Annotated in this window: 24 protein-coding genes; all 24 read right to left on the reverse strand. The window is 45.9% G+C overall.

The genetic code is table 11. The annotated features are described in order from the left end of the window. Positions 1–9: 9 nt before the first annotated feature. Positions 10–723, reverse strand: coding sequence for an RNA polymerase sigma factor FliA (locus MMG82_RS09655; protein ID WP_047539533.1), 714 nt, complete (start codon positions 721–723; stop codon positions 10–12). Continuing rightward, a complete protein-coding gene (locus MMG82_RS09660) occupies positions 716–1,597 on the reverse strand; it encodes a MinD/ParA family protein (RefSeq protein ID WP_047539532.1) in 882 nt (293 codons plus the stop codon). The genes MMG82_RS09655 and MMG82_RS09660 overlap by 8 nt, the downstream gene beginning before the upstream one ends. Before the next feature lie 4 nt (positions 1,598–1,601). Then, positions 1,602–2,981 carry a flagellar biosynthesis protein FlhF gene (gene flhF / locus MMG82_RS09665; RefSeq protein ID WP_037420382.1) on the reverse strand — a complete coding sequence of 460 codons (1,380 nt, stop codon included), beginning with the start codon at positions 2,979–2,981 and terminating at the stop codon, positions 1,602–1,604. An 11-nt stretch (positions 2,982–2,992) separates the two neighbouring features. Continuing rightward, complete coding sequence (flhA, locus tag MMG82_RS09670) at positions 2,993–5,092, reverse strand: flagellar biosynthesis protein FlhA (RefSeq protein ID WP_037420379.1); 2,100 nt, start codon at positions 5,090–5,092, stop codon at positions 2,993–2,995. Between the two features lie 394 nt (positions 5,093–5,486). Then, positions 5,487–6,617, reverse strand: coding sequence for a flagellar biosynthesis protein FlhB (flhB, locus tag MMG82_RS09675; RefSeq protein WP_037424768.1), 1,131 nt, complete (start codon positions 6,615–6,617; stop codon positions 5,487–5,489). A gap of 17 nt (positions 6,618–6,634) precedes the next feature. Then, positions 6,635–7,432: a flagellar biosynthetic protein FliR gene (gene fliR, locus MMG82_RS09680; RefSeq protein WP_037420371.1), complete on the reverse strand. Its 798-nt coding sequence runs from the start codon at positions 7,430–7,432 to the stop codon at positions 6,635–6,637. A 4-nt stretch (positions 7,433–7,436) separates the two neighbouring features. Then, positions 7,437–7,706, reverse strand: a complete 270-nt coding sequence (gene fliQ / locus MMG82_RS09685; RefSeq protein ID WP_037420368.1) for a flagellar biosynthesis protein FliQ — start codon at positions 7,704–7,706, stop codon at positions 7,437–7,439. Positions 7,707–7,723: 17 nt separating this feature from the next. Continuing rightward, complete coding sequence (gene fliP / locus MMG82_RS09690) at positions 7,724–8,470, reverse strand: flagellar type III secretion system pore protein FliP (RefSeq protein ID WP_047539529.1); 747 nt, start codon at positions 8,468–8,470, stop codon at positions 7,724–7,726. After that, the gene (fliO, locus tag MMG82_RS09695) at positions 8,467–8,874 is read right to left on the reverse strand and encodes a flagellar biosynthetic protein FliO (RefSeq protein ID WP_037424769.1); all 408 of its coding nucleotides are present in this window, start codon (positions 8,872–8,874) and stop codon (positions 8,467–8,469) included. Before fliO ends, fliP begins: the two co-directional genes overlap by 4 nt. 34 nt (positions 8,875–8,908) lie before the next feature. Continuing rightward, the gene (gene fliN, locus MMG82_RS09700; protein WP_037420360.1) at positions 8,909–9,283 is read right to left on the reverse strand and encodes a flagellar motor switch protein FliN; all 375 of its coding nucleotides are present in this window, start codon (positions 9,281–9,283) and stop codon (positions 8,909–8,911) included. A 12-nt stretch (positions 9,284–9,295) separates the two neighbouring features. Then, entirely contained in the window at positions 9,296–10,327 is a 1,032-nt protein-coding gene (fliM, locus tag MMG82_RS09705; RefSeq protein WP_037420356.1) for a flagellar motor switch protein FliM, read from the reverse strand. A 40-nt stretch (positions 10,328–10,367) separates the two neighbouring features. After that, positions 10,368–10,889 carry a flagellar basal body-associated protein FliL gene (gene fliL, locus MMG82_RS09710; RefSeq protein WP_037420354.1) on the reverse strand — a complete coding sequence of 174 codons (522 nt, stop codon included), beginning with the start codon at positions 10,887–10,889 and terminating at the stop codon, positions 10,368–10,370. Positions 10,890–10,972: 83 nt separating this feature from the next. Continuing rightward, a complete protein-coding gene (locus MMG82_RS09715; protein WP_047539528.1) occupies positions 10,973–12,598 on the reverse strand; it encodes a flagellar hook-length control protein FliK in 1,626 nt (541 codons plus the stop codon). Between the two features lie 150 nt (positions 12,599–12,748). After that, positions 12,749–13,192: a flagellar export protein FliJ gene (gene fliJ, locus MMG82_RS09720; protein WP_047539527.1), complete on the reverse strand. Its 444-nt coding sequence runs from the start codon at positions 13,190–13,192 to the stop codon at positions 12,749–12,751. An 11-nt stretch (positions 13,193–13,203) separates the two neighbouring features. Continuing rightward, the gene (fliI, locus tag MMG82_RS09725) at positions 13,204–14,541 is read right to left on the reverse strand and encodes a flagellar protein export ATPase FliI (RefSeq protein WP_037420345.1); all 1,338 of its coding nucleotides are present in this window, start codon (positions 14,539–14,541) and stop codon (positions 13,204–13,206) included. Beyond that, positions 14,510–15,457, reverse strand: a complete 948-nt coding sequence (fliH, locus tag MMG82_RS09730; RefSeq protein ID WP_099458442.1) for a flagellar assembly protein FliH — start codon at positions 15,455–15,457, stop codon at positions 14,510–14,512. Before fliH ends, fliI begins: the two co-directional genes overlap by 32 nt. Next, positions 15,444–16,490 (reverse strand): flagellar motor switch protein FliG, encoded by a 1,047-nt coding sequence (fliG, locus tag MMG82_RS09735; RefSeq protein WP_011716417.1) that lies wholly within the window; start codon positions 16,488–16,490, stop codon positions 15,444–15,446. Before fliG ends, fliH begins: the two co-directional genes overlap by 14 nt. Next, positions 16,483–18,168 (reverse strand): flagellar basal-body MS-ring/collar protein FliF, encoded by a 1,686-nt coding sequence (gene fliF / locus MMG82_RS09740; RefSeq protein ID WP_037420337.1) that lies wholly within the window; start codon positions 18,166–18,168, stop codon positions 16,483–16,485. The genes fliG and fliF overlap by 8 nt, the downstream gene beginning before the upstream one ends. A gap of 44 nt (positions 18,169–18,212) precedes the next feature. Beyond that, on the reverse strand, positions 18,213–18,551 hold the full coding sequence (gene fliE / locus MMG82_RS09745) for a flagellar hook-basal body complex protein FliE (RefSeq protein WP_011625692.1): 339 nt from the start codon (positions 18,549–18,551) through the stop codon (positions 18,213–18,215). A 175-nt stretch (positions 18,552–18,726) separates the two neighbouring features. Beyond that, the gene (locus MMG82_RS09750) at positions 18,727–20,067 is read right to left on the reverse strand and encodes a sigma-54 dependent transcriptional regulator (protein WP_241406803.1); all 1,341 of its coding nucleotides are present in this window, start codon (positions 20,065–20,067) and stop codon (positions 18,727–18,729) included. Then, a complete protein-coding gene (locus MMG82_RS09755; protein ID WP_144344717.1) occupies positions 20,060–21,142 on the reverse strand; it encodes an ATP-binding protein in 1,083 nt (360 codons plus the stop codon). The genes MMG82_RS09750 and MMG82_RS09755 overlap by 8 nt, the downstream gene beginning before the upstream one ends. A gap of 108 nt (positions 21,143–21,250) precedes the next feature. Further along, positions 21,251–22,684 carry a sigma-54 dependent transcriptional regulator gene (locus MMG82_RS09760; RefSeq protein WP_037420328.1) on the reverse strand — a complete coding sequence of 478 codons (1,434 nt, stop codon included), beginning with the start codon at positions 22,682–22,684 and terminating at the stop codon, positions 21,251–21,253. Positions 22,685–22,969: 285 nt separating this feature from the next. Next, complete coding sequence (gene fliS, locus MMG82_RS09765; RefSeq protein WP_047539519.1) at positions 22,970–23,383, reverse strand: flagellar export chaperone FliS; 414 nt, start codon at positions 23,381–23,383, stop codon at positions 22,970–22,972. Positions 23,384–23,389: 6 nt separating this feature from the next. Continuing rightward, a complete protein-coding gene (locus MMG82_RS09770; protein WP_047539517.1) occupies positions 23,390–23,710 on the reverse strand; it encodes a hypothetical protein in 321 nt (106 codons plus the stop codon). Positions 23,711–23,728 lie beyond the last annotated feature (18 nt).

Genomic DNA, 23,728 nt, shown 5'->3' on the forward strand with positions numbered 1-23,728 from the left:
TAATTATACTTATGTCCAATGCTTGAGTTTGCCTTTGAGTCGCAACATTGCCTGACTTAATATCTGGCTAACACGCGATTCGCTTACCTCAAGAATGGCGCCAATCTCTTTTAAATTCAATGCTTCATCGTAGTATAACGATAGCACTAGCGCGTCCCTTTCGGGCAATAATTTTATCGCCTCAACAAGTGCAGAATGAAACTGGGTTTCTGCCAAGACCTCAAACGTACCATCGCTAATATCATCGCTTGTAGTGAGTATATCCTGTGATACGCCTAAGTCTTCTATCCCTATGATTTTACCAACAGAAACATCATTAAGAATATGATGGTACTCATCGAGCGTCATATCAAGTTTTTCTGCAATTTCTGTGTCGCGCGCATCACGACCTAGCACTTGCTCTAATTCATCAATGGCTTGGGCAACTCGACGATTATTTCGGTGGACAGAACGAGGAACCCAATCGCCACGGCGGATTTCATCCAACATGGCGCCACGGATCCTTATGCCGGCGAAGGTTTCAAACTTTGCACCTTTACCGCCATCAAACTTAGATGATGCTTCTAATAATCCCATCATCCCCGCCTGTAGCAGGTCATCTAACTGCACAGAGGCAGGTAATCTGGCGAGCAAGTGATGTGCAATTCTTTTAACCAACGGTGCATACTGTTCAACGATTGACGTTTTATTGTCTAAACAAGTATACGCTGCGGCTTTATTCACTCGTTTTTTCCTCTTGAAAATCTGGTCGTTGAACTAAGCGCTCAACGAAAAACTCCAAATGCCCACCAGGTTGCTGTGGTACTGGCCAGCTCATAATTTTATTCGCTAGACCTTGGTAAGCAATTGCAGCGGGAGACTTAGGATAAGCTTCAACCACTAACTTTTGCTTGCGAACCGATTTACGCAAATTTTCATCAAATGGAATGGTCGCAACTAATTCAAGTGCCACGTCCAAGAATCTGTCGGTCACTTTACTGAGTTTAGCAAACAATTCCATACCTTCGCGTAAACTACGCACCATATTTGCAACAATTTTAAAGCGGAAGACGCCGTGTTCACGGCTGAGGATTTTGATTAACGCATAGGCGTCAGTAATAGACGTTGGTTCGTCACAAACAACAACCAACACATCCTGTGACGCACGGGAGAAACTGAGTACCATGTCAGAAATCCCCGCGGCAGTATCCACGATGAGAATATCAAACTGGGTGCGCATCTCACTGAAAGCACGAATTAAGCCCGCATGTTGCGCAGGACTTAGCTCTACCATGCCCTGAGTACCCGATGTAGCTGGCACAATCCCAATACCTTTAGGCCCCCGGACAATAATGTCATCTAACTCAGCATCGCCAGACAATACATGGGAAAGGTTACGTTCAGCACGGATCCCTAACATGACATCGACGTTTGCTAAGCCAAGGTCAGCATCAAGCACTAAGACACGCTTGCCCTTCTCGGCTAATGCTACAGCAGTATTGATGGATACGCTGGTTTTACCCACACCACCTTTACCACCCGTAACCGCGATTACTTTCACTTTTTCGTTATAGGGTTGATTAATCATACGTAAACCACTTGCTTGATCCAGGGTCATAACTCTACTCAAATGCACAGGTCATATTATCTGACCACGCTGTGTCTGGTAACGATTGTTGTTCTGTGTTTTCTAAGGCCGCTAATGCTTGCTCAGCGAGCATCAAAGTATCAGCAACTTTCATATCTTCGGGCACTCGCTGCCCATCCGTAACATAACTTAATGGCAATCCACTTTGGATCAACACACTTAATGCGCCCGCTAAAGACACAGATTCATCAAGTTTGGTGAGTACAACACCAGATAAGGGAATGCGTTTAAAGTGATTTACAGCATCTTGCAGCACGCGGCGCTGTCCTGTGGCAGACAGTACCAGATAACTGCGGATAGGTATTCTGCTATTTGCAGTTAAATTATCAAGTTGCTGGTAAAGCCGCATATCTCGTTGGCCCATACCCGCGGTATCTATCAATACTAGCTTGCGATTTCTAAACTGATACAGAATTTGCTCTAGTTCAGCAAGGTCATGGGCTTGTTTGACTGGGCAGCCCATGATTTTGCCATAGGTGGCCAATTGCTCATAGGCGCCAATACGATAATGATCTGTGGTAATCAATGCCACTTGGTCAGCACCATGGTGAGCAGCAAAGCGTGCGGCCAGTTTAGCCAAGGAAGTGGTTTTCCCCACACCAGTGGGACCAACTAATGCCACAACACCGCCTTGCTTAACAATATCATCACCTTGATTATCAAGCATATTCGCAAGACTTTGCGGCAGTGCACGAACTAATTCTGCAGGAGTATAGTGTTGGCTCAGCGCAGCTAATTTGTTTGCCACCGCTGGTGAAAACTCGGCCTCCAACAACTTTGACTCCAGCATGGCACCGACAGGGTCGATACGCTTTTTATGCTCAGTCATCAATGCTGAAACCTGATGGGTCAACAAATTACGTAAGGATGATAACTCGTCGCGCATGGCTTCAAGATCGGCATTTTGCTTTTGCGAACTCTGTGACTTTTTATCGAAGGGATTGCCCATATCACGGCGCTCAGCTTTAGGCGCAGCTGCGGTAGCTTGTAATCCTTTAGCCCATGCAGGAAGCTCTGCATCTTGTTGTTGATGCGTGAGTTGTTGGTTTAAACGATTTTGTTGCTTCTCAAGCAAGGCTTGGAGTGAGTCCGCTGGCGCCGAGGGTTTTAGCTTAGTTTCAGCGCGGATCGGCGCTTTGGCGCCGAGCGAAACTAAGTCATCACTCACATCCATAAAGGTCGGAGTGGCAGCAGGCGCTTTCGCTTTTGGCTCGTCGTAGTCAACGGCAGCGACAATCTCAATACCGCCATTCACCTTTTTATTGGACATAATCACCGCATCGGAGCCGAGCGTGTCCTTCACTTGGGCCAGTGCAGCACGCATGTCTTTGGCAAAAAAACGTTTAATCTTCACTTATGCGTCCTCTACTGGCCGACGGCAGACACTATGCGTATTTGCTTTTCATCGGGGATTTCTTGGTAAGAAATCACTCTGAGATTAGGAATAGTATATTTAACAAAGCGAGACAGTGTCGCACGTAACATACCTGACGTTAGCAAAATAGCGGGCTGGCCAACCATTTCTTGCTTTTGAGCGGCATCCGCTAAGGATTGCTGCATACGCTCTGCAAGACCTGGCTCGATATTTGGACCATCGCCACCAGTTGCTTGCATTGATTGATGCAACATCTGTTCCAATTCTGGCGCCAAAGTTATGACAGGTATTTCGAGTTCAGGGCCTGAGATCTCTTGAACTATCATGCGCTTCAATGCGATACGCACCGCTGCCGTTAACACTTCAGTATCGTTACTCTTAGTGCCGTATTCTAACAAAGTTTGCACTATGGTACGCAAGTCTCTGACAGAAACTCCTTCATTTAATAGGTTTTGCATCACTTTTACGACATTTCCGAGCGGCATCACATCAGGAATAAAGCCATCCACCAACTTAGGCGAGTGTTTAGCAAGCATATCCATCAGTTGTTGCACTTCTTCGTAGCCTAAAAGTTTTGCTGCATTATTCGTCAATATTTGGCTGATATGAGTTGCCACTACCGTCGCTGCATCCACTACCGTATACCCTAAGGTTTGGGCATGTTCACGCAGCTCAGGGGCAATCCACACGGCTTCGAGACCAAAGGCAGGATCACGGGTCTCAATGCCATCTAACTTACCGTACACTTGTCCCGGATTAATGGCGAGCTCGCAGTCATGGCGAATATCCGCCTCACCCACAACAACGCCCATAAGAGAAATACGATAGGCATTAGGCGAAAGGTCTAAATTGTCACGTATGTGAACCGCAGGAACCAAGAATCCCAATTCTTGCGAAAGCTTTTTACGTACGCCCTTGATCCGGCTGAGTAATTCTCCACCTTGACCTTTATCGACTAAGGGAATCAAACGGTAACCCACTTCAAGACCAATAGTGTCGACATGATGCACATCGTCCCAGCTAAGTTCCTTAGGCTCTCTTTCGGCTCTTTCCGTTGGGCCCGTTTTGACTTGTTCGAGGGCTTTGGCACGTTTAGCCTCATTACGTTTAAATATAAAATAAGCCGCACATCCCGTTAAAACGGCGAAACTTAAAAACGCCATATGCGGCATTCCAGGCACAATCCCCATAACGAACAATACGCCAGCAGCAATCCCTAGCGATTTATGACTGTCAAACATCTGACTCATCAACATCTGACCCATATCGCCAGATTCATTTTGGCGAGTTACCATCAATGCCGCAGCAATTGACAGTAATAAGCCTGGGATTTGGGCGACTAACCCGTCACCTATTGTTAAGAGGGTATAAATTTCAACCGCTTGAGAGAATGTCAAACCATGCTGCACAATCCCGATAATAAAACCACCGAGAATGTTGATCACTAAAATCATGATACCCGCGATAGCATCGCCCTTAACGAACTTAGACGCACCGTCCATTGCGCCATAGAAGTCAGCTTCGCGGGTGACTTCAGCCCGCCTAGTTCTGGCTTGATCTTGATTAATAATCCCCGCATTTAAGTCAGCATCAATTGCCATTTGCTTACCAGGCATCGCATCCAAGGTAAAGCGAGCACTCACCTCAGCAATCCGGCCAGCACCTTTGGTAACAACAGCAAAGTTGATAATAATCAGAATGATAAATACAACTAGACCAACGGCATAGTTACCACCAATCACTACGGAGCCAAAGGCTTCAATGACCTTACCCGCCGCATCACCACCGTTGTGACCTTCGAGTAATACCACACGGGTCGATGCCACGTTAAGTGCAAGTCGAAGCAGTGTCGCAACTAATAAAACGGTTGGAAAGGCAGCAAAGTCTAAAGGTCTATCGGTATAAATCGCGACCAAAAGCACAATCAAGGCTAAAGCAATGTTAAAGGAAAATAAGATGTCGAGTAGAAACGGGGGAATTGGCAGTACAATCATCGCCAATGCTGCAAGCACTAGTGCTGGCGTACCTATGCCCTTAAAAGAGCTTAGCTTCAACTGTTTTACTTGGCCTAAGGAGGCTTTAACATCCATTCACAGATACCTAAACTTTGACGTATAACTGCCTAAAAGCAAAAAGCACGCCAACAACTAACAATCAGGTAGTAAAGCTAATATGTAGCTAGCTAACTTTACGTTAGAGCACTATTTACTCGTTACTACGACTTGTTGAGATTTCAAGATTATATTTTGTTCATTCTGGCGCGAAACGAAGAAAGATGTGTGGTTGTTCTACTCAAATGACGAGCTGCTTTTATGACAGAAAGTAAGAGTAAGGGCTTACAAGACGATTACTGATGGCTGCATTTGGCTGGCTTTTCTGCCGCGTTATCGTCCGTTTATGTAGAATAACTACACGGCACGGACTTTGCCTTGCATAAAAGCCAGCCTAATTGCTGCAAAAATAACCATGAAACGTCAACACGCCCTAGTACTTCAGATCTTCAGGAATAGGTTGATTAACGGGAATAGGGATAGGTTTGCGGCCACGCCCTTTTTGATACTGCCTTAACTGGAATACATAAGCGAGTACCTGTGCTACCGCGGTAAATAGACCTTCAGGGACTTGTTGATCAAGTTTCGTTGTATGGTAAATAGCCCGCGCAAGTGGTGGTGCAGTAACAATGGCAATATTATGCGCCCTTGCTACCTCACGAATTTTAAAGGCAACCTCATCGACGCCCTTAGCAATCACAAACGGTGCTGCAGAGCGCTTAACATCATATTTTATCGCCACTGCATAGTGCTCAGGGTTCACCACAATCACATCCGCATTGGGAACTTCGGCCATCATGCGTCGCTGCGCTAATTCACGCTGCATTTGGCGGACTCGCCCTTTGACCTCAGGTTTACCCTCGGTATCTTTATACTCGTCTTTGACCTCCTGCTTTGTCATTTTCAGCTGTTTATTATGGTTCCAGATCTGAAATGGCACATCGATTACCACAATGAATAATACGGAAGAGCAAAGTAGGATAAACATCCATACCAGTAAATCTAAGGCGTGGTAGACATTCCCAGGAAGGTGATCGGCAGAAAGGAGTAAAATATCATTAAAGTAATGATTTAGAAGAAAATATGCCGCCAACGCAACAACAGAAAACTTAGCAATGCCCTTCGTTAATTCAACCAAGGCTTGCACACCAAACATCCGTTTAAAACCCGCAATCGGGCTCATTTTGCTGGCTTTAGGCATCATGGCTTGGGTAGAAAAATTCATTCCACCAAGGGACACGTTTCCGATAAATGCCACCACCACAATCAGCAGCATAATCTTAAGCAACGGCCAACCTATTTCGCCGCCGACAACGCCCCAGACATTAAACATTTGATTAGTATCAAAAATTGCAGCTCTATCCATGGTAAACACACGTTCAAACACATTGGAAAGTGCTTTTGCAATACCAGGACCGAGCATATACAGTCCTGTTGCAGCCGAAAGCAGAACTGTGGCCGTACCTAATTCTTTGGAACGGGCAACCTGACCTTTTTCCCGCGCCTGTTCGAGGCGCCTCCCGGTGGGTTCCTCGCTGCGTTCGCCGCTACTTTCTTCAGCCATTACGCGTTCCTATCCGGTTAAAGTATGCCATCAGCTTGACACTGAAGCCCTAAAATATCACACAGCAAAAGCTGTGCCGATGACCATACTTCATCGAAATGAGCCATAACAGGAGTTAAGGTTAACCATAAAATTAACAATCCACCGATCATCGTAATCGGAAAACCAATCGAAAAAATGTTTAGCTGTGGTGCAGCGCGGGTCATAACCCCAAAGGATAAATTGACTACCAATAACGCGATAATTGCTGACAGCGACATAGTTAATGCCGCGCCAAACATATAAGACCCCCATTCCGCCAACGCGCGATAGCTGGTCAACGTTAATCCCACATTAGAAATCGGCAGTGTATCAAAACTGGCCACAAGCATACGGATCATCAACAGATGACCATCAACAGCTAAAAAAATTAAGGTTGCGAGCAACAGGAAGAAGTTACCAATCACTGGAGTTTGTTGTCCTGAACTCGGATCAACCATAGAGGCAAAACCTAAGCTGGTCTGCATGCCGATAATCTGACCCGTTAACACAAAGGTTTGCATCACCATTTGGGTCACAAAACCCATGGCAACACCAATAATAATTTGCTGTGCAGTAATAAAAACGGCGCTTAAGGAAAAGAGTTCTGCATCCTTAACGGGCGGCAACACGGGGGCAATGGCGAGGGTTATGGCAATAGCAAGAAGTAAACGCACACGAGTGGGAGTTGTTGCCGCGCCAAACACCACCATAACCATCAGCATACTGGCGACGCGAAACAGTGGCCACATATACGAAGCAATAGTTTGCATTAACGTATCAAGCAGCAACTCCATGGGATTAACCTACCACTTGAGGAATACGGTTAACCATTTCAATAAAGAAATCCATTAAGGTCTGTACTAACCAATGACCCATTAACATCAAAGCAAGCAAGGTCACAATAAGTCGAGGTAAAAAACTTAAAGTTTGCTCGTTAATTGAGGTCGCAGCTTGGAATACCGCCACAATTAAGCCAATGCCGAGCCCAGGCAGAACAATAGCCGAAACCATCATCACAATAACGGCTAAAGCTTCGCGAAAAATATCGATTAGCGCTTCTGGCGTCATCTCAGTACTCCGCCTGTCTAACCAAAGCTATTGGCTAAGGTGCCCATCACAAGCCCCCAGCCATCAACAAGTACAAACAGCATAATTTTAAAGGGCAATGACACAATCATAGGCGAGAGCATCATCATCCCCATGGCCATTAAGATACTGGCAACCACTAAATCGAGTACTAAAAAAGGCACAAACAACATAAAACCAATTTGAAAGGCCGTTTTGAGCTCGCTGGTGATAAATGCAGGCACAAGCACACTCATTGGTGCTTCTTCGGGTGAATTAATATTCTGGTAACCCGAAATATCGATAAAGGTTTTGAGATCCGTGGTACGCACTTGCCCTAACATAAATGCCCGTAATGGCTCTTTGCCCTTATCGAAGGCCTGTTGCAGAGTAAGCTGTTCATCAATATAAGGTTTTACCCCTTGGTCATAAATTTTGTCGAACACTGGCGCCATAATGAAAAAGGTCATAAACAGGCTCATACCGATTAAGACTTGGTTAGACGGAGTCTGCTGTAAACCAATCGCTTGGCGCAAAATGGAGAGCACCACAATGATGCGGGTAAAGGACGTCAACATAATGACCATGGCGGGTAAAAAACTCAGCGAAGTCATTAGCAATAGGATTTGCATGGTAACCGAATATTCGGTCGAACCATCGGCGGCGGTTTTTACGGTTACAGCGGGCAATACGCCATCTGCCGCTCCGACGGATGTCGCAAACAACAGCGTACTAAGCCCAATAAAAGTAAGGATGTACTTGATCATTGTTTTAATTTCGCCTGCCGTAGCTTGTCCGCAAAAGATACGGACTCAATTTCGATAGGCTCAGCTAATTTATCAATTAAATTAACTTGTTGCCCACTCACGCCAAGTAAATACTGCTGTTCACCCACTTGAACTAAAACAAGGCGCTCTTTCTGACCAAGGGATGTTACTGCAAGGGTTTTGAGCACACTATGATTGGTTGGCACTAAATTAAATCGCCTTAGCAGGTAAGCTAAGGCGAAAATAAGCAACAGAACTAAAATAAGCCCACCGAGCATACTCGCCGCTGCTGCCATTTGTGATGGCTCAGTCACTTTTGCTGTCGCCACTGCACCTTGGGTGGCCACTTCAGCGACACTCGCCTGAGCTGCTGACGCGGCATTGAGAATTACCGATGTGCTCATCTCGCTCCTTCAGGCTTTTTCTTAATGAGTGATATTACTTAAGCTTTTTAATTCGCTCAGTCTGACTAATTACATCTGTTAAGCGAATACCAAATTTATCGTTTACCACCACCACTTCACCATGGGCGATAAGCGTGCCATTGACCATCACATCCAACGGTTCACCTGCAACTCTGTCGAGCTCAACTACTGAACCTTGGTTCAGCTGTAACAGGTTACGGATACTGATGAAGCTGCGACCAACTTCCATCGAAATCGTCACAGGTATATCTAAAATGGTATCTAACTTAGCCGCTTCTGCCTTGCTAATCGGCTGTGAGTCATCCACTAGCTCATCAAGATCAACGGCATTAGCCTCTTCCAGAGCTTGTTCGGCCATCGCTGCTGCCCAATCATCATCTGTACTCATCTCACTCCACCTTTATAATTCTGATATGTCTCTAGCTTTGCCTTTACGCGTCACTAATTGTAATTCGGATTTGACCGTCTCAGGACGAGGGATTTTTTCGTAAATTTTAAGTGCTAGATTATCTCGTGAACGTCCCATTTTACAGCGGTAAGTCGGTAAGTCCTCAATTCTCATCATAATGTACTCTGGTAATTCAATAGGGATAATATCCCCAGCCTTAAAGTTCATTACATCTTTGAGTGTGAGTTCGTGCTCAACCACGGTGGCATCAAAGCCTACTTTAACGTCCATAATCTCGTCATGCAGCGCCTGCGACCAACGCATATCGGTATCTTGTTTATCACTCTGTACGCCCGCATCGAGTAATTCGCGGATTGGCTCAATCATCGAATATGGCATCGTGATGTGGAAATCACCGCCACCACCATCCACTTCGATATGGAAGGAGTTAATGACAACGACTTCAGTTGGACTGACAATGTTAGCCATCGCTGGGTTAACTTCGGAGTCTAAATAATCAAACTCCACATCCATCACGGGTGCCCAAGCATCTTTATAATCTTCAAAGATAATTTTAAGTAATAACTGCACAATACGCCGTTCAGTGGGGGTAAATTCCCGCCCTTCAATCTTGGCGTGGAAACGGCCATCACCACCAAAAAAGTTATCCACCAAAATAAATACCAGTCGCGCTTCCATGGTAATCAGCGCAGTACCTTTTAGGGGGTGGAAACGTACCATGTTCAGACTGGTTGGGACGAATAGGGTATGTACGTACTCACCAAACTTGAGCATTTGCACGCCGTTGATCGACACTTCGGCCGCGCGACGCATCATGTTAAACATGCTGATCCGCAGGTGACGGGCAAAACGCTCATTAACAATTTCGAGCGTGGGCATACGACCACGCACAATCCGATCTTGGGAAGAAAAATCGTAGGAACGAGCCTCCTGCCCAGCGGCATCAAGCTCATCATCCTCTTCGACATCATCGACCCCGTGTAAGAGCGCATCAATTTCGTCTTGGCTTAATAAATCACTCACAGTATTGTCTTCGCCTCTTTAAGGTGCTGAAGATGAAAGGTTATTGCATGACAAAACCAGTAAAGAGCACTTTTTCAACCACTTTACGTCCCGTTACAGATTGCAACGTGTTTTGTACGCTCAACAGGGCTAATTGTCGTAATTCATCTTTACCCGCCTGTGTACTTAGCTTTTGCACATCGGCACCACTAAAAGTGGTTAGCAGCGCATCTTCAATCAATGGAATGTGCTTTTGGGTCAACACATCATCATCTTGACCTCTGACCATAAGTTGCACTTTGATTTCGACAAGCCGAGCGCGATCCGGTCCTGGAAGGTTAAATAAAAATGGGCGAGGCATCGGCACATAAGCTGCCAATGCCGGCTCAGCAGCCGGCGCTGCCGTTTCGGTTTTAGCACCTTCGGCCTCGACAGGAGCCTCTTCACTACTTCCAAGGAAAAACCAAAGCGCGCCACCAATTAATAGCGCAACAAAGACACCCACACCGATAAAAATAAATAGCTTCTTTTTACTTTTTGGTGCTTCAGTACTTTCAAGTTCTAGTGATTCTTCCTTGGCCATTTTCTGTTCTCTTTAATAGGCTAAATTTGGGAATGGGATTAAGGCTCAGTTTATAATCCACTTTGTTACTATAGGTTACCTGCTTAAGCGTAATAATCTATACCCGAATTTAAACTAGTTGCTTGATTTAAACCTAAATCGAGTTCTTCTGCCGAGAAATCATCCACATTTCCACCACTTGCACCGCCACTGTCTGCAAATCCTCCCTCACGGCGTTGTCCTTGGTCACCTTGAGAGACATGACTGTCAGCGAGCTGCATGCCTTGTTCTTGTAATAATTCACGTAAACGAGGAATCGCTTGCTCAACCACATCGCGGGTCTGTGTCTGAGCAACATGGAATTGCACTTGCGTCTGCTCACCATGAACTTGTATTTTCACTATCATGTGTCCAAGTTCGGGTGGATCTAGGCGAATTTCCGCCTGTTGAATACCTTGGCTAACCATAGTAACAAGCTGCTGTTTCATCACAGGAGAAAAGCGCTGGATCATTTCCTGCATCTGATTTTGGTTTTCAACGCCTTGACGTAAGGAAAGATGAACCTGTGGTATCTCTTGGCGTTGAATTTGCTGGTTAGCTAAAGAGTGTTGTATCGATACCGCTTTAAAATCAACAGGCTTAAATTCTGTAACAGATTCTTCATGGCCAGTATCGAGCGAAGATAAGGCGTTTTCTTGCCGCGAATCCAGTGTGACGGCTAACTTGGCATCTTTTAACAATAATCCTGCCGAAATTTCGGCGCGTGAAGGATTGTCGTCAATAGCATTAGGCTCAACCGAAACCGCACCTAAGGCATCAAGCTCTTTAGTCGTAGAGTTTAATATCACAGCATCAGCATCGGTAACTGACACATTAGCTGTATTGATTGACGGTGACTGTCCAACCGTTGGCGCAGTCGTTTTATCAATTGATGGGAGCGACAGATTTATCGACTTATTGCTTAGTTCAGCCTCTTTCGCCTCTAACTTGTTAGCTTCAGAGATAGATTCCCCTTCAATCGGTAAAATGGGGGGTTCTGGCGGTTTAACCCATTTTTCAGTTCGCATCTCTGCAAGCATTGATGCATCATCTATAAGCGTATCATCGGTCGAAGCGCCAGTCTTATCCACAGTTTCAGTATTCGCCGTTGCAATCAAACCTACTGTATTAATTGACTGATTTTGTTTATTTATAATATCTTCTGGAAGTGCAGATGCTCGTTCTTGTTGAAAAACAAATGTACCCGTTTGCTCTAAAACTTGTGCATCTAATGTGTCATTCGTTACGGTAACTTCATTTGACTGAGCAAATTTCGCTAGCTCATCTAAAAAAGTTGGCTTGATAGTCTCTTCCGTTGGTAAAGCGCCATCCTCTGTTGCAGGGGCTAAGATGCTAGCGGCATCTTCTGTCGTTAATTGAGCTTCAAGCGGCAAAGAGTCGCTCGGAGCGGCCGCTTTTTTCATCTCGTTTGCCATGCCTATTTGAGCAAAAATCAAGCTAATATCAGCTTCATCATCTGCACTAGTATCATCAATATCTGTTTTCTGTTTTGCCGATTTGGCAGAAACATCTGGAGAAACATTGGTGTTAGTCGAGGATGAGCTAATAGATGTCACTGAAGCCAAAGCGGCAGAAAAGTCTTCACTATTAGCATCTTGCCCCAACATTTTACTTGAGCCAGCACTATTTTTCGCATTAGATACTAATAGGATATTGTTCATTTGTTGCATAAAAGCTCCTAAACATCCGCCCAGAGGAAAAAGAGCGTGGGCAAACGTCAATTTATACGGCTTTGGCTATATCTGGCATAAACCAAGCAAATAAAATGCCAACAAATGGATATTAAAAATTCGAGTATTATTGACTGTCGGATTGGTTAATTACTTCTTACGACGGAAAAATTGCTGCGAAGCAAATTCATCCGTCATTTTTTGCTCTTTTTTGAGCTCAATGACTTGGCGCTTTTTCTCTTTATTTTCTAAAAGTAGTTCCACAGCCTTACGTTTTTTTTGTTTTTCTAGCCAGTGCTGCTGACGGTAGTGTTTCTGCTTTTCACCATCGGCTACAACACGATTTTGCTGAGCAATAGCCTCATCGATTTGCCGAATAAAACGATGGAATTGGTGGTAATGACTCGCACTAATCGCCTGCCCCTGCTGCGACTGCATCTGCTTCATATAATCCAAGCGATAGTTATTTAGCGCATCGAGCTGATTTTGGCGCTTTTGGCACTCAAGTTGTGCCGACTTTAGCAGTAGCGCAGCCTGTTCCTCGGCATCGAGGGCTAACTTTAATACGAGTAATAGGGGATCGGCATTCGCCATAACGGCCTCAATTATTTACATTGCGCAGCGAGTTGCCCGAGCATCATTTGACTATCAGCAAAACTAAAGGCATCACGCATGGTTTGCCGCAGAAAAGCGTTCATTGCAGGTTGTAGACGTATCGCATTATCAATACGAGGATCGCTCCCTTGTGCATAAGCGCCAATCGAAATCAGATCCTTATTCTGCTGATAAAGGGAATAGGTTTGCTTGACGCGGCGCATGGCCTCAAGATGTTCATTGGAAATTACCATAGGCGCCACACGGCTAATAGAAGCCTCAATATCAATGGCAGGATAGTGCCCAGAATCAGCAAGCGATCGTGACAGCACAATATGACCATCGAGGATCGCCCGAGAAGCATCGGCAATCGGGTCCTGTTGGTCATCGCCCTCGGTTAGTACAGTGTAAAATGCGGTGATAGAACCTTGTCCAGGCCCGCCATTACCCGCCCGTTCAACCAGACGCGGCAATTTAGCAAATACCGAAGGTGGATAACCTTTAGTCGCCGGCGGTTCACCGACTGCCAAGGCAATCTCACGCTGCGCTTGGGCGTAACGAGTCAGACTATCCATTAATAACAATACGTTATAGCCTAAATCACGAAAATATTCAGCGATACGAGTCGAGGTTTCACAGGCGCGAAGGCGCATCAGCGGTGAAGTATCGGCGGGTGCCGCCACCACAACAGAACGCGCTCTCCCCTTTTCACCTAGGATTTCTTCAATAAATTCTTTAACTTCGCGGCCACGCTCCCCAACGAGCCCCACCACAATAATGTCGGCCGTGGTACCTCGGGTCATCATACCTAACAGCACACTCTTACCCACACCTGAGCCCGCAAACAAGCCCATACGTTGTCCCTTGCCAACAGTTAACATGGCATTGATGGCGCGAACGCCCACATCGAGTGGTTCAGTGATCGCACGGCGAGAAAGTGGGTTGATGGCGTTACTATGTCTTGGCGCCTGCTGTTCGGTAGATAATGCGCCGAGGCCGTCTAACGGCACACCATTACCGTCGAGCACGCGCCCTAACAGGGATAAGCCCACATTCAGACCCGCCTGCTCTCCAAGGGGAACAACCCGCGCGCCAGGTAACACGCCACGCAGCTCTTCAATTGGCATGAGATATAATAATTCATCATCAAAACCAACGACTTCGGCAATTAACTCTCCAGCCATGGTCTCAATAGAACACAAACTACCGACGGGTGCTCGACAGCCACTTGCCTCTAAGGTTAAGCCGACAACGCGCACTAATTGCCCACAGGCAACGGCGCGAAATGGGGGCACTTTATTGATGCAATGATTCAGTTTATTCAGCAGTTGATGGCGGCGATTGTGCATCTTGCTCTCCATCAGCTTGCGGTTGTGTTAACAGTTCATTATCGTCCAGTGTCGATTTAGGGACGATTTTAGCGGCATTTTCGTCATCAAGTGCAGCTTGTCGCTGTTGTTGCTGTAACGCTAAGTGAGATTGCTGATTACGCAGTGATTCAAACACAGCATCAATCCGTGAGGAAAGGGTTAAATCGACCAACGAGCGTTGGCTACTGATAATACAATCCCCCACCGTTAAGCTAGGATCGGCCTCTAATTGCCACTGATTACGGTTCAATTGGGTACTAGAATATAAGGTTTCAACCAAGGCAACATCATCGGAATGCATGCGAATACTGACGCTTTGCTCCTTGATTGGCAGAGATTCGACCCCTAAACGTAGCGCCGACAGGATTTGTTCTGGATGAGTTTTAAGTTCATGACCAATCACAGATTTAGCCAGCGCCATAGTGAGTGTCATTAAGGAATGTTCAATATCGCCATCGAGTATTTGCAATGGCTTTTCAAATTGGCTTAACAGCCCTTCGAAGCGGCTGACTAATGCCTTGGCTTCAGCAAGCCCAGCCTCAAGCCCTTGCTCATGACCTTGGGCTAGGCCCTCGGTATGGCCTTGCTCTAAACCTTCAAGTCTGCCCTGCTCCAGTCCTTCGGCATAACCTTGTGTCTTACCTTCGTTAAAGCCTTCTTCTTCGGCTTGAGCGCGAATATCTTCAATTTCCGCCATGGTGGGTGGCGCAATGGTTTCGGCGGCCACCGCCTTCGGCGCTTGCTGCGGCGAATAACCAAAGAGGTTTGAAATACTCACCTCTTCGGTTTGGGTCACATCGGGCAATTGCCAATGGCTAAACTCAAGCTCAGCGTCGCTGCCCCCCCTGTGGGACAATTTATTGTCGCTATTGTCGCTCCGATTAGAGGAACTCATCGCCACCACCGCCGCCTAACATGATTTCACCACTGTCACTTAACCGACGTGCAATTGACAGAATTTCTTTTTGGGCGATTTCCACTTCGCTGATCCGAATTGGGCCCATGGCTTCTAAATCGTCACGCAGCAATTCGGCGGCCCGTTTAGACATATTGCCTAAAATCTTATCTTTGAGCTGATCGTCTGCGCCCTTCAGCGCCTTCATCAATACATCCTGCTGCACTTCACGCAGCAAGGTTTGAATACCACGATCGTCCACATCGATAAGGTTTTCAAATACAAACATTAAGTCTTGGATTTGCTGCGCCATTTCCTCGTCGGTTTCGCGCATGGTTTCCATCAACTGACTTTCAACACCCGTATCGAGGTAGTTCATAATGTTGGCCGCCGCCTTTAGGCCGCCCATCTTCGCTGCTTGCGCACCACCTTGGCCGGCGAATTGTTTCTCCATGATGTCGTTTAATTCTTGCAATGCTGCAGGTTGCACTTCTTCAAGATTGGCGATACGCATCATTAAGTCTAAGCGGGTATTCTCAGGGAACTGGCCGAAAATTTCTGCGGCTTGATCTGGCTCTAAATACGATAAAACAATGGTTTGGATCTGTGGATGTTCGTTTTGGATGATAGTCGCGACTTGGCGCGCATCCATCCATTTAAGGGAATCCAAACCTTTGGCGCCGCTGCCCATGATAATTTGTTCAATTAAATTACCAGCTTTGTCTTCACCTAGGGCCGCCGTTAACGCTTTACGGACGAACTCTTCGCTGTTGAAGCCAATAGAAGAATATTTTTGAATATCATCGAGAAACAGCTTATGCACTCCGATGACTTTTTCCTGACCAAAGTCTTCCATGGCCGCCATTGCCATACCCACTTTTTGCACTTGTTTAGGTTCTAAGTGCTTTAAAATAGAGGCGGCATCGGCTTCACTCAAACTTAACAGTAAAATCGCCGTTTTTTCGATGCCACTGAGATCCTTAATATTGAAACTTGAGGTTTCAGCGGCGTCTTTTGATTTATTCTCAGCCATTGTCTTGTAACCAGTTTTTCACGACTTGGGTTGAAAGCTCGGGCTCATTGGCCACAAGCGCACGGATAGCTTTAATCATATCATCATCTTTATGCAGATTAGGGATAAGAATTGAGCCATCGTCGGCATAACTATACTCTGCTTCTTTGGTATTGAGCATCCCTAAGGTGTCAGCAGCATATTGATCTTCGATCTCGGCGAGCTCATTACCTAATCTTGCATCGTCTGGCATGTTAACGCTATCAGGATAGATTAAGCGTTTGAGCATTGGGCGCACCACAGCAAGGATCAGCACTAAGATAACTAAGGCACCAATACCTAACTTTACTGCACGCCAGAACCAAGGCTGTTCCCAAAGCTCAGGCGCAGGTACATCTTCAACCAATTGATCCATAAAGGGAACAGTGACTACCTCTAAAACATCACCCCGCTGCGCGCTAAAGCCTACCGCGCCTTCTAATAAACGGCGGATATTCGTCAGCTCTTGTTCGGTACGGGCAACGCGTGCCACTTGGCCATTTTCACCCGCAGCGCCCGGTTTAAAGTCTACGGCTACAGACACACTGACGCGGCGCACTACGCCAATTTGCTGACGGGTATGGCTGATGGTGGTATCTAACTCAAAATTACGGGTCGCTTCGCGGTGCGAGTTACCTGCGGTAACACTTTCGGTAGCTTTATCAGCCTCCTGAGGAATATTAGATTCCATCGGAGGTTGGTTCGATAATGCGCCAGGGATCCCCCCACTCGAGCCACCAGTAGAGTTATTTTCAACCGTCATTTCACTGCGTAGTGACGGTAAATCTGGATTAAACCGTTTGGCCGTTTGTTCAACAGCGGTGAAATCCATACTCACATCCACTTGGGAGGTAAAATTATCAGGCCCGAGAATAGGCGATAAAATCGAGTCAATCTTGGTGCGGTATTCGGTTTCTTTTTGCTGTACCAACTCAAGCTCACGACGAGCTCTAGCAGAAACACCATCTTGGCTGCCTGAATTCAGTAAGCGGCCGTTAGAATCGGTGACAGTGACCCGTGAAGGCTCTAGGCCCTGAACCGCAGAAGCGACGATATCCACAATGGCATCGACCTCACCTTGGCCTAAACCGCCACGGCGAGTGTTAATCACAACGGTCGCACTGGGTTGTGAGGTATTGCGGGCAAATACGTTTTCTTTTGGGAGTGCCAAAATCACTTTGGCGCGGCTTACGCTTTGTAACTGTTCAATCGCGCGGGCAAGGTTTTCTTCTTGGCTATGCTTGAGGCGAGCCTGTTCCATTCTTTGGCTCACACCAAAACCACTGTCTTGGGTAAGAAAGTCTTGGGTCGATGCAGCAGGACTATTAACCCCTGCACGGCTAAGCATCATTTTGACTTCTTGGTATTTATCTTCTGGTACTTTAACAACATCAACTTCGATCTGATATTTGATCTTGTTTTTATCAAGTACATCGAGTACTTGCACCATTTCCTGAGTTTCCATTTTACCTAATGGACGGTACTCAGGCTCCTGTGCCCAGATCATGACAAACACGGCGAGCGCCAAACAAATGGCTAATGCTAGAATCATGGTGATTTGGCGCATCATATCGACGCCACCGAGACTCCCCAATACGCCGGATTTGTTTTCTTGTTGGACCCCTTGGTCCATTACGCCGGCATTCGATCCGACAATCATTTCTGTACTCACGATTAGTACCTGCTCGTTGCGTTATTCAAGGCCTAAACAGGCATGCTCATTATTTCTTTATAAGCTTCAACGAGCTTATTGCGCACTTGGACAGTGGCTTCAAAGGCAACACTGGCCTTTTCGCGTGCGATAACAGTATCAGACAAGCTCACGGTGGTATCACCCATTTCTAAGCGAGTCGCGAGGTTAGATGAGGTTGACTGCAAACCACTCACATTACCAATGGCTTGTGAAAGTAGCTGGCCGAAGTCAGCACCACTGGTGTTATTCACTTGCTGCACAATATTATTAGGTGAAATCCCAAAAGAAGGTTTGATTTCACCTTGAAGTGACTGCATTTCTTGCAGTAATGAATTCGCGCCAATTTGCATGTCGTGCTCCCCATCGTCGAGTTATTGACGATTAAACTCTCAAGATAACGAGGATATGCAAAACTACGGCCAAGTTTTTACTTGGCCGATCTAAAAAGAATTGCAGAGGTCATAGGTGTGAAATCGCCAAAGGATAACCAGTGGCGATGGTGCTAGAAAGGTTGCAAAACTCGACTTAGTTAGGCAATTGAATCCCCATATCGCGCATTCTGGCCATCTTGTATCTTAAGGTGCGCGCACTGATCCCAAGTTTCTCAGCAACCAACTTACGGCTGCCTTGGCATTGCGCTAGGGTTTCGAGAATGATCACATGTTCCTGCGCCTTTAACTCTTCACCTAACCCCTCTGGTTCACTGCAATATTCAGCATCATCGGATGATAACGGCACATCTTGAGCATCAATAATAATGTCATTGGCAGTAATCACCGTACCTGATCGCAAAATCAAGGCTCGCTGCACAACGTTATCGAGCTCTCGCACATTACCTGGCCAGCGATGGCCAAGTAAACGGCGGCATGCGGCCTCATCAAATTCGGGTACGTCGATGATACTCAGTGCCTTTGCGTGTTTTGTGAGTAAATGCCGAGCTAAGGGTAAAATATCCGCAGGCCGTTGATTCAGTGCAGGCCAAGTCAGTGGAAACACGTTAATACGATAATAGAGATCTTCCCTAAATTGCCCCGCAGCAACTACGGCCTTTAAATCCCGATTCGAAGTGGCAAGCACCCGAACATCTAACTTAATGGTTTTGCGACCGCCTAACCGCTCTACTTCACGCTCTTGCAATACGCGCAGCAGTTTGGCCTGTAATCCTAAATCCATCTCTGAAATTTCATCGAGTAATAAAGTTCCGCCCTGTGCTTGTTCGAATTTACCGGGGCAAGCTTGGTAAGCACCGGTAAAAGCCCCTTTTTCATAACCAAATAAGGTCGCCTCGAGCATATTCTCGGGGATGGCCGCGCAGTTAATGGCGACAAAGGCCTCGTCAGCACGGCTACTATGTTGATGAATATAACGGGCTAACACTTCTTTACCCGAACCGCTTGGCCCGAGGATCATCACAGAAGCATCAGAAGCTGCAACCCGCTGTGCTAAGGATAATAATGCAATGCTCTTTTCATCCGCCACGACGGGTTGATCGCTACTTTGTTTGAGCGGTAAATAGCGAGAAACTTGGTTGAGCAACACCTCTGGAGCGAAGGGTTTTGCCAGATAATCGACGGCGCCCAATTTAATTGCACTGACCGCACTGCCTATAGTGGCGTACGCCGTCATTAACAGCACGGGCAATTTGGGATGATGTTGCTGTAGGTAATTTAATAAGCCTAAGCCACCAATCCCCTGCATTTGCACATCGCTGATCACAAGATCAAATTGATGTTGTTTTAGTACGATTATGGCTTCTTCACCTGATGCCACATCAATACAGTCGTATTGTGCCAACATTAAGGTGTCCAGCAACGCCTCACGCAGGGAGGCATCGTCTTCGACTAAGAGTAATTTGGCTTCAGACATAGGGTTTCTCCAGCGGCAATACAGTAGCAGATTTAGCCTGCGGGAAGGTTAGCGACACAGTACAACCCTTATTGGGCATACAGCTTAATTGCAGTTGGCCGCCATGATTACGCACCACAGACTGTACAACGGCTAAGCCTAAACCTGTCCCCTGAGCTTTAGTGGTAAAGAAAGGTTCCAACACTTTTTGCTGCATTTTGGCATCCAATCCTTTGCCATTATCGATGACATTGAGATGTAACTGTTCATTGCTATCACTAGCAACGATTTGGATCTGCGTTGCCCCGGCTTCAAGACTGTTCATCACGAGGTTATTGACGGCTGAACTCAGCGCATTCACATTCGCCAGCATTAAGCTATTAGAAATATTGGTTACCGCCAGTTCAGCGCCATGCTTAGCAACTATTGGTTCACAGTTAGCAACAACATTCTCGATAACATCATTAAGATTAATCAGTTCGCCCAGCTCATCTTGACGTCCTTTAGCCATCAGCAGCATATCGTTCACTTGGCGTTCTAACTCGTTAAGCCTATCGACTAACTTCTGCTGAAATTTAGCCTTAGCAGATTCCGATAATTTGGGACTGGCCAGATTAGCAGCATATAACAGTGCAGCCGACAGTGGCGTACGTACCTGATGCGCCAGCGTCGCCACCATTTTGCCGAGGGCTGACAGGCGCTGCAGATGGGAAAGATTCTTTTGCAGTAGACGAGTTTCGGTCAGATCCGTTAGCACAATTAATTGGCCAGGTTCCGGCGTTAATGGGGTAATCGCAAATTTGACTCGGCGGCCATTGCGTAATGAGACTTCATGGCCATCATCGTCCTGTGGCGCAAACGCCGTATGGATCACATCAATCCAGCGGGCGCCGCATAACGACTGCTCCAGCAATTCGACGGCAACGGGGTTTGCATCGGTGACAATACCATCACCGTTCAAAATCACCACGCCAGAGGGCATAGCCTGTAAAATATGCTCCATCCGATTGGACATATTGGCGGCCTCACGCAGTTGGTTCCATTGTTTGCTAGTGTGCTTGAATGTTTCAATTTGCGCTAGTGGATGAGCAGACATAGTCACTCCGTCAAAAAATTGCTTATGACGGAGTGTTTGCAGATTCTATGCCAAATTAAGAAATGAATTTAGATAGATAAAACAATAAGATAAATAGCATCAAAATGACTATTCTTTCGTCATTCCGTACTTACGCATTTTCTCAACCAAGGTAGTACGGCGAATACCGAGCATTTCTGCAGCACGCGCAACCACGTTATCCTGCTGCTCTAACGCCTGGCGAATCATATCGATTTCAAGCTCTGCCAGCAGATCCTTGAGGTTAACGCCTTCAGGTGGTAACTCACTAGGGAAACGCGTTTCAGGAATTTCTACTGGCTCTTCGCTGGTGAAGATCGAAGCGAGCGCATCACGTTCTTGCTGCTCTTCACTGAGTTCGACACTATACTCAGGCACATCAATATGACGATACTTTATCGGCAAGTCGTTCACATCGACTAAACCGCCTGGATATAAAATCGTTAGGCGTTCAACAAGGTTAGATAATTCCCGGACGTTACCTGACCAAGCATGTTCTTTTAACGATTCAATAGCACGCTGAGTAAAACGAACTTTGCCACGCCCCTCGTTATAGACACGACTCACTAACTCTTGCAGCAGTAAAGGAACATCATCCTTACGCTCACTTAATGCTGGCATTTCGATCGGGAAGACGTTAAGGCGGTAATAAAGATCTTCACGGAACTCATTGCTGCTGATCATAGTTTCAAGATCCCTATGGGTTGCCGCTACGACACGTACATCAGCATTAATTGTTTTAGTTCCCCCAACACGCTCAAAGACACGTTCTTGCAACACGCGCAGCAATTTTACCTGCATTTGCAAAGGCATGTCGCCAATTTCATCGAGGAACAGCGTGCCACCTTCGGCCAGTTCGAAACGGCCCTTACGAGAACTAATTGCCCCAGTAAAAGAGCCCTTTTCATGGCCAAATAATTCACTCTCCAATAACTCAGGCGGAATCGCGCCACAGTTAACCGGAATAAAAGGACCATCTCGGCGCTCAGATAAATAATGAATGTTCCGAGCAACCACTTCCTTACCCGTCCCCGACTGACCAAGGACTAATACAGTGGCATCAGAGGTGGCGACTTGGCTAATCAAGTGACGCACATTGGCAATGCCTTCACTACGACCCACTAAGCTACGAAACAGTTTGGTTTGATTTGCACTGGTTGGGACTTGTGGACGTTTGACTTGCCCATAAACCTGACAAAAATGCAGGAGTTCGGTTAGTTGTGGGTAGTTTAATGGCTCTTCAATCTGCCCCAGTACATTCGACACTTGCAGATCATCTACATTGCCAAATAACAAAATGGGTTGCCATGGGTACTGACTCGCAAGTGACTTGAGAGCATCAGCTGGCATGTTATCAGCACTGACCACTAAAGCGCGGAACCGGGTATCTTGCAGACAAAGACTTAACTTTTCGATGGCGACGATTTCAATCTGCTCACCCAAAAATTCAAAAATGCAACACAGGCGACTTAAGCGCTCTGATGGGGTTCCGACAAGTAAAATTCGTTGATCTGTTTGCATCATTCAGTAGGCCGTAAAGCGCTAATTAGGTATCAATTCGCATTAATTATTTATGATTAGTTGCTGTAAAAGCTTAACAAATTCAATGTAACAATCTGTGCCACCATCACTACTGTGATGAATATTGTATTATCAGCAGTCGAGAAGCAAGCCTCGAATGCCGATTCTGCCAAACTGAATTGATTTTAGTTCATTTAAGCTATGATTCTAGCTAAAAAGGTCAATTAATTGACACAAGACAAAAAAGACGCACTTTAGGGTGCGTCTTTTCATTACTTAAAAGTAGGGTTAACGAGCTTCTTCAGTATGGGAAGAGATATTGTGTTTATCTACAGGGATGGCATCCCACCCTTCTTTGATGGTTCGTAAAATATCACAAACATCATCAATGGCCTTTACATCGTTATTGAGGTTAGCTTCAGAAATCTTACGTAACATAAAATCGTATAAATCACTCAAATTTTTAGCTATTTGCCCACCAGCATCCATATTTAAACTATTACTTAGCCCAATAATGATACCGACGGCTTTATTTATATAAATCCCTTTATTGACTAAATCATTCTGCTCAATCGCATAACGGCTTTGTGCAAGGCGCTGTAGAGCACCAGCAAACATCAACTGAATAATTCTATGTGGGGAAGCAACTGTAATTTCACTTTCAAGTGAAACCTTACGATATGATTGCAGTGATCCTCTCATAAACACCTACCTATTTGAATCTATAGTCTCATAAACACTGATCTGGCGCTTATTCTTATTGCTCGCATGTAATAATGCTTGCCTGTCAGCCATGATAATACTCGCCTTTTTCGAAAAGTCCTGAGTAAATTCAAGCTGACGCTGAAGATAGTTAGCATCCGTCATATTGGCATCGGCGACTAATACATTGAGTAAAAGTTGACGCTCGTCTACCATACTCTGCAAATTTGAGACCAAGTCATCAGTTTGGGGATCCTCAGCAGGAATTCGGTTTAGCTGCTCTAACACTTGCGCAAGTGTAATATTAAGCTCATCGAGTTGCTTCACAACAATATTCCTTTTTAC

The organism is Shewanella sp. MM_2022_3, from assembly GCF_022557375.1.
GTDB classification, from domain to species: domain Bacteria; phylum Pseudomonadota; class Gammaproteobacteria; order Enterobacterales; family Shewanellaceae; genus Shewanella; species Shewanella xiamenensis.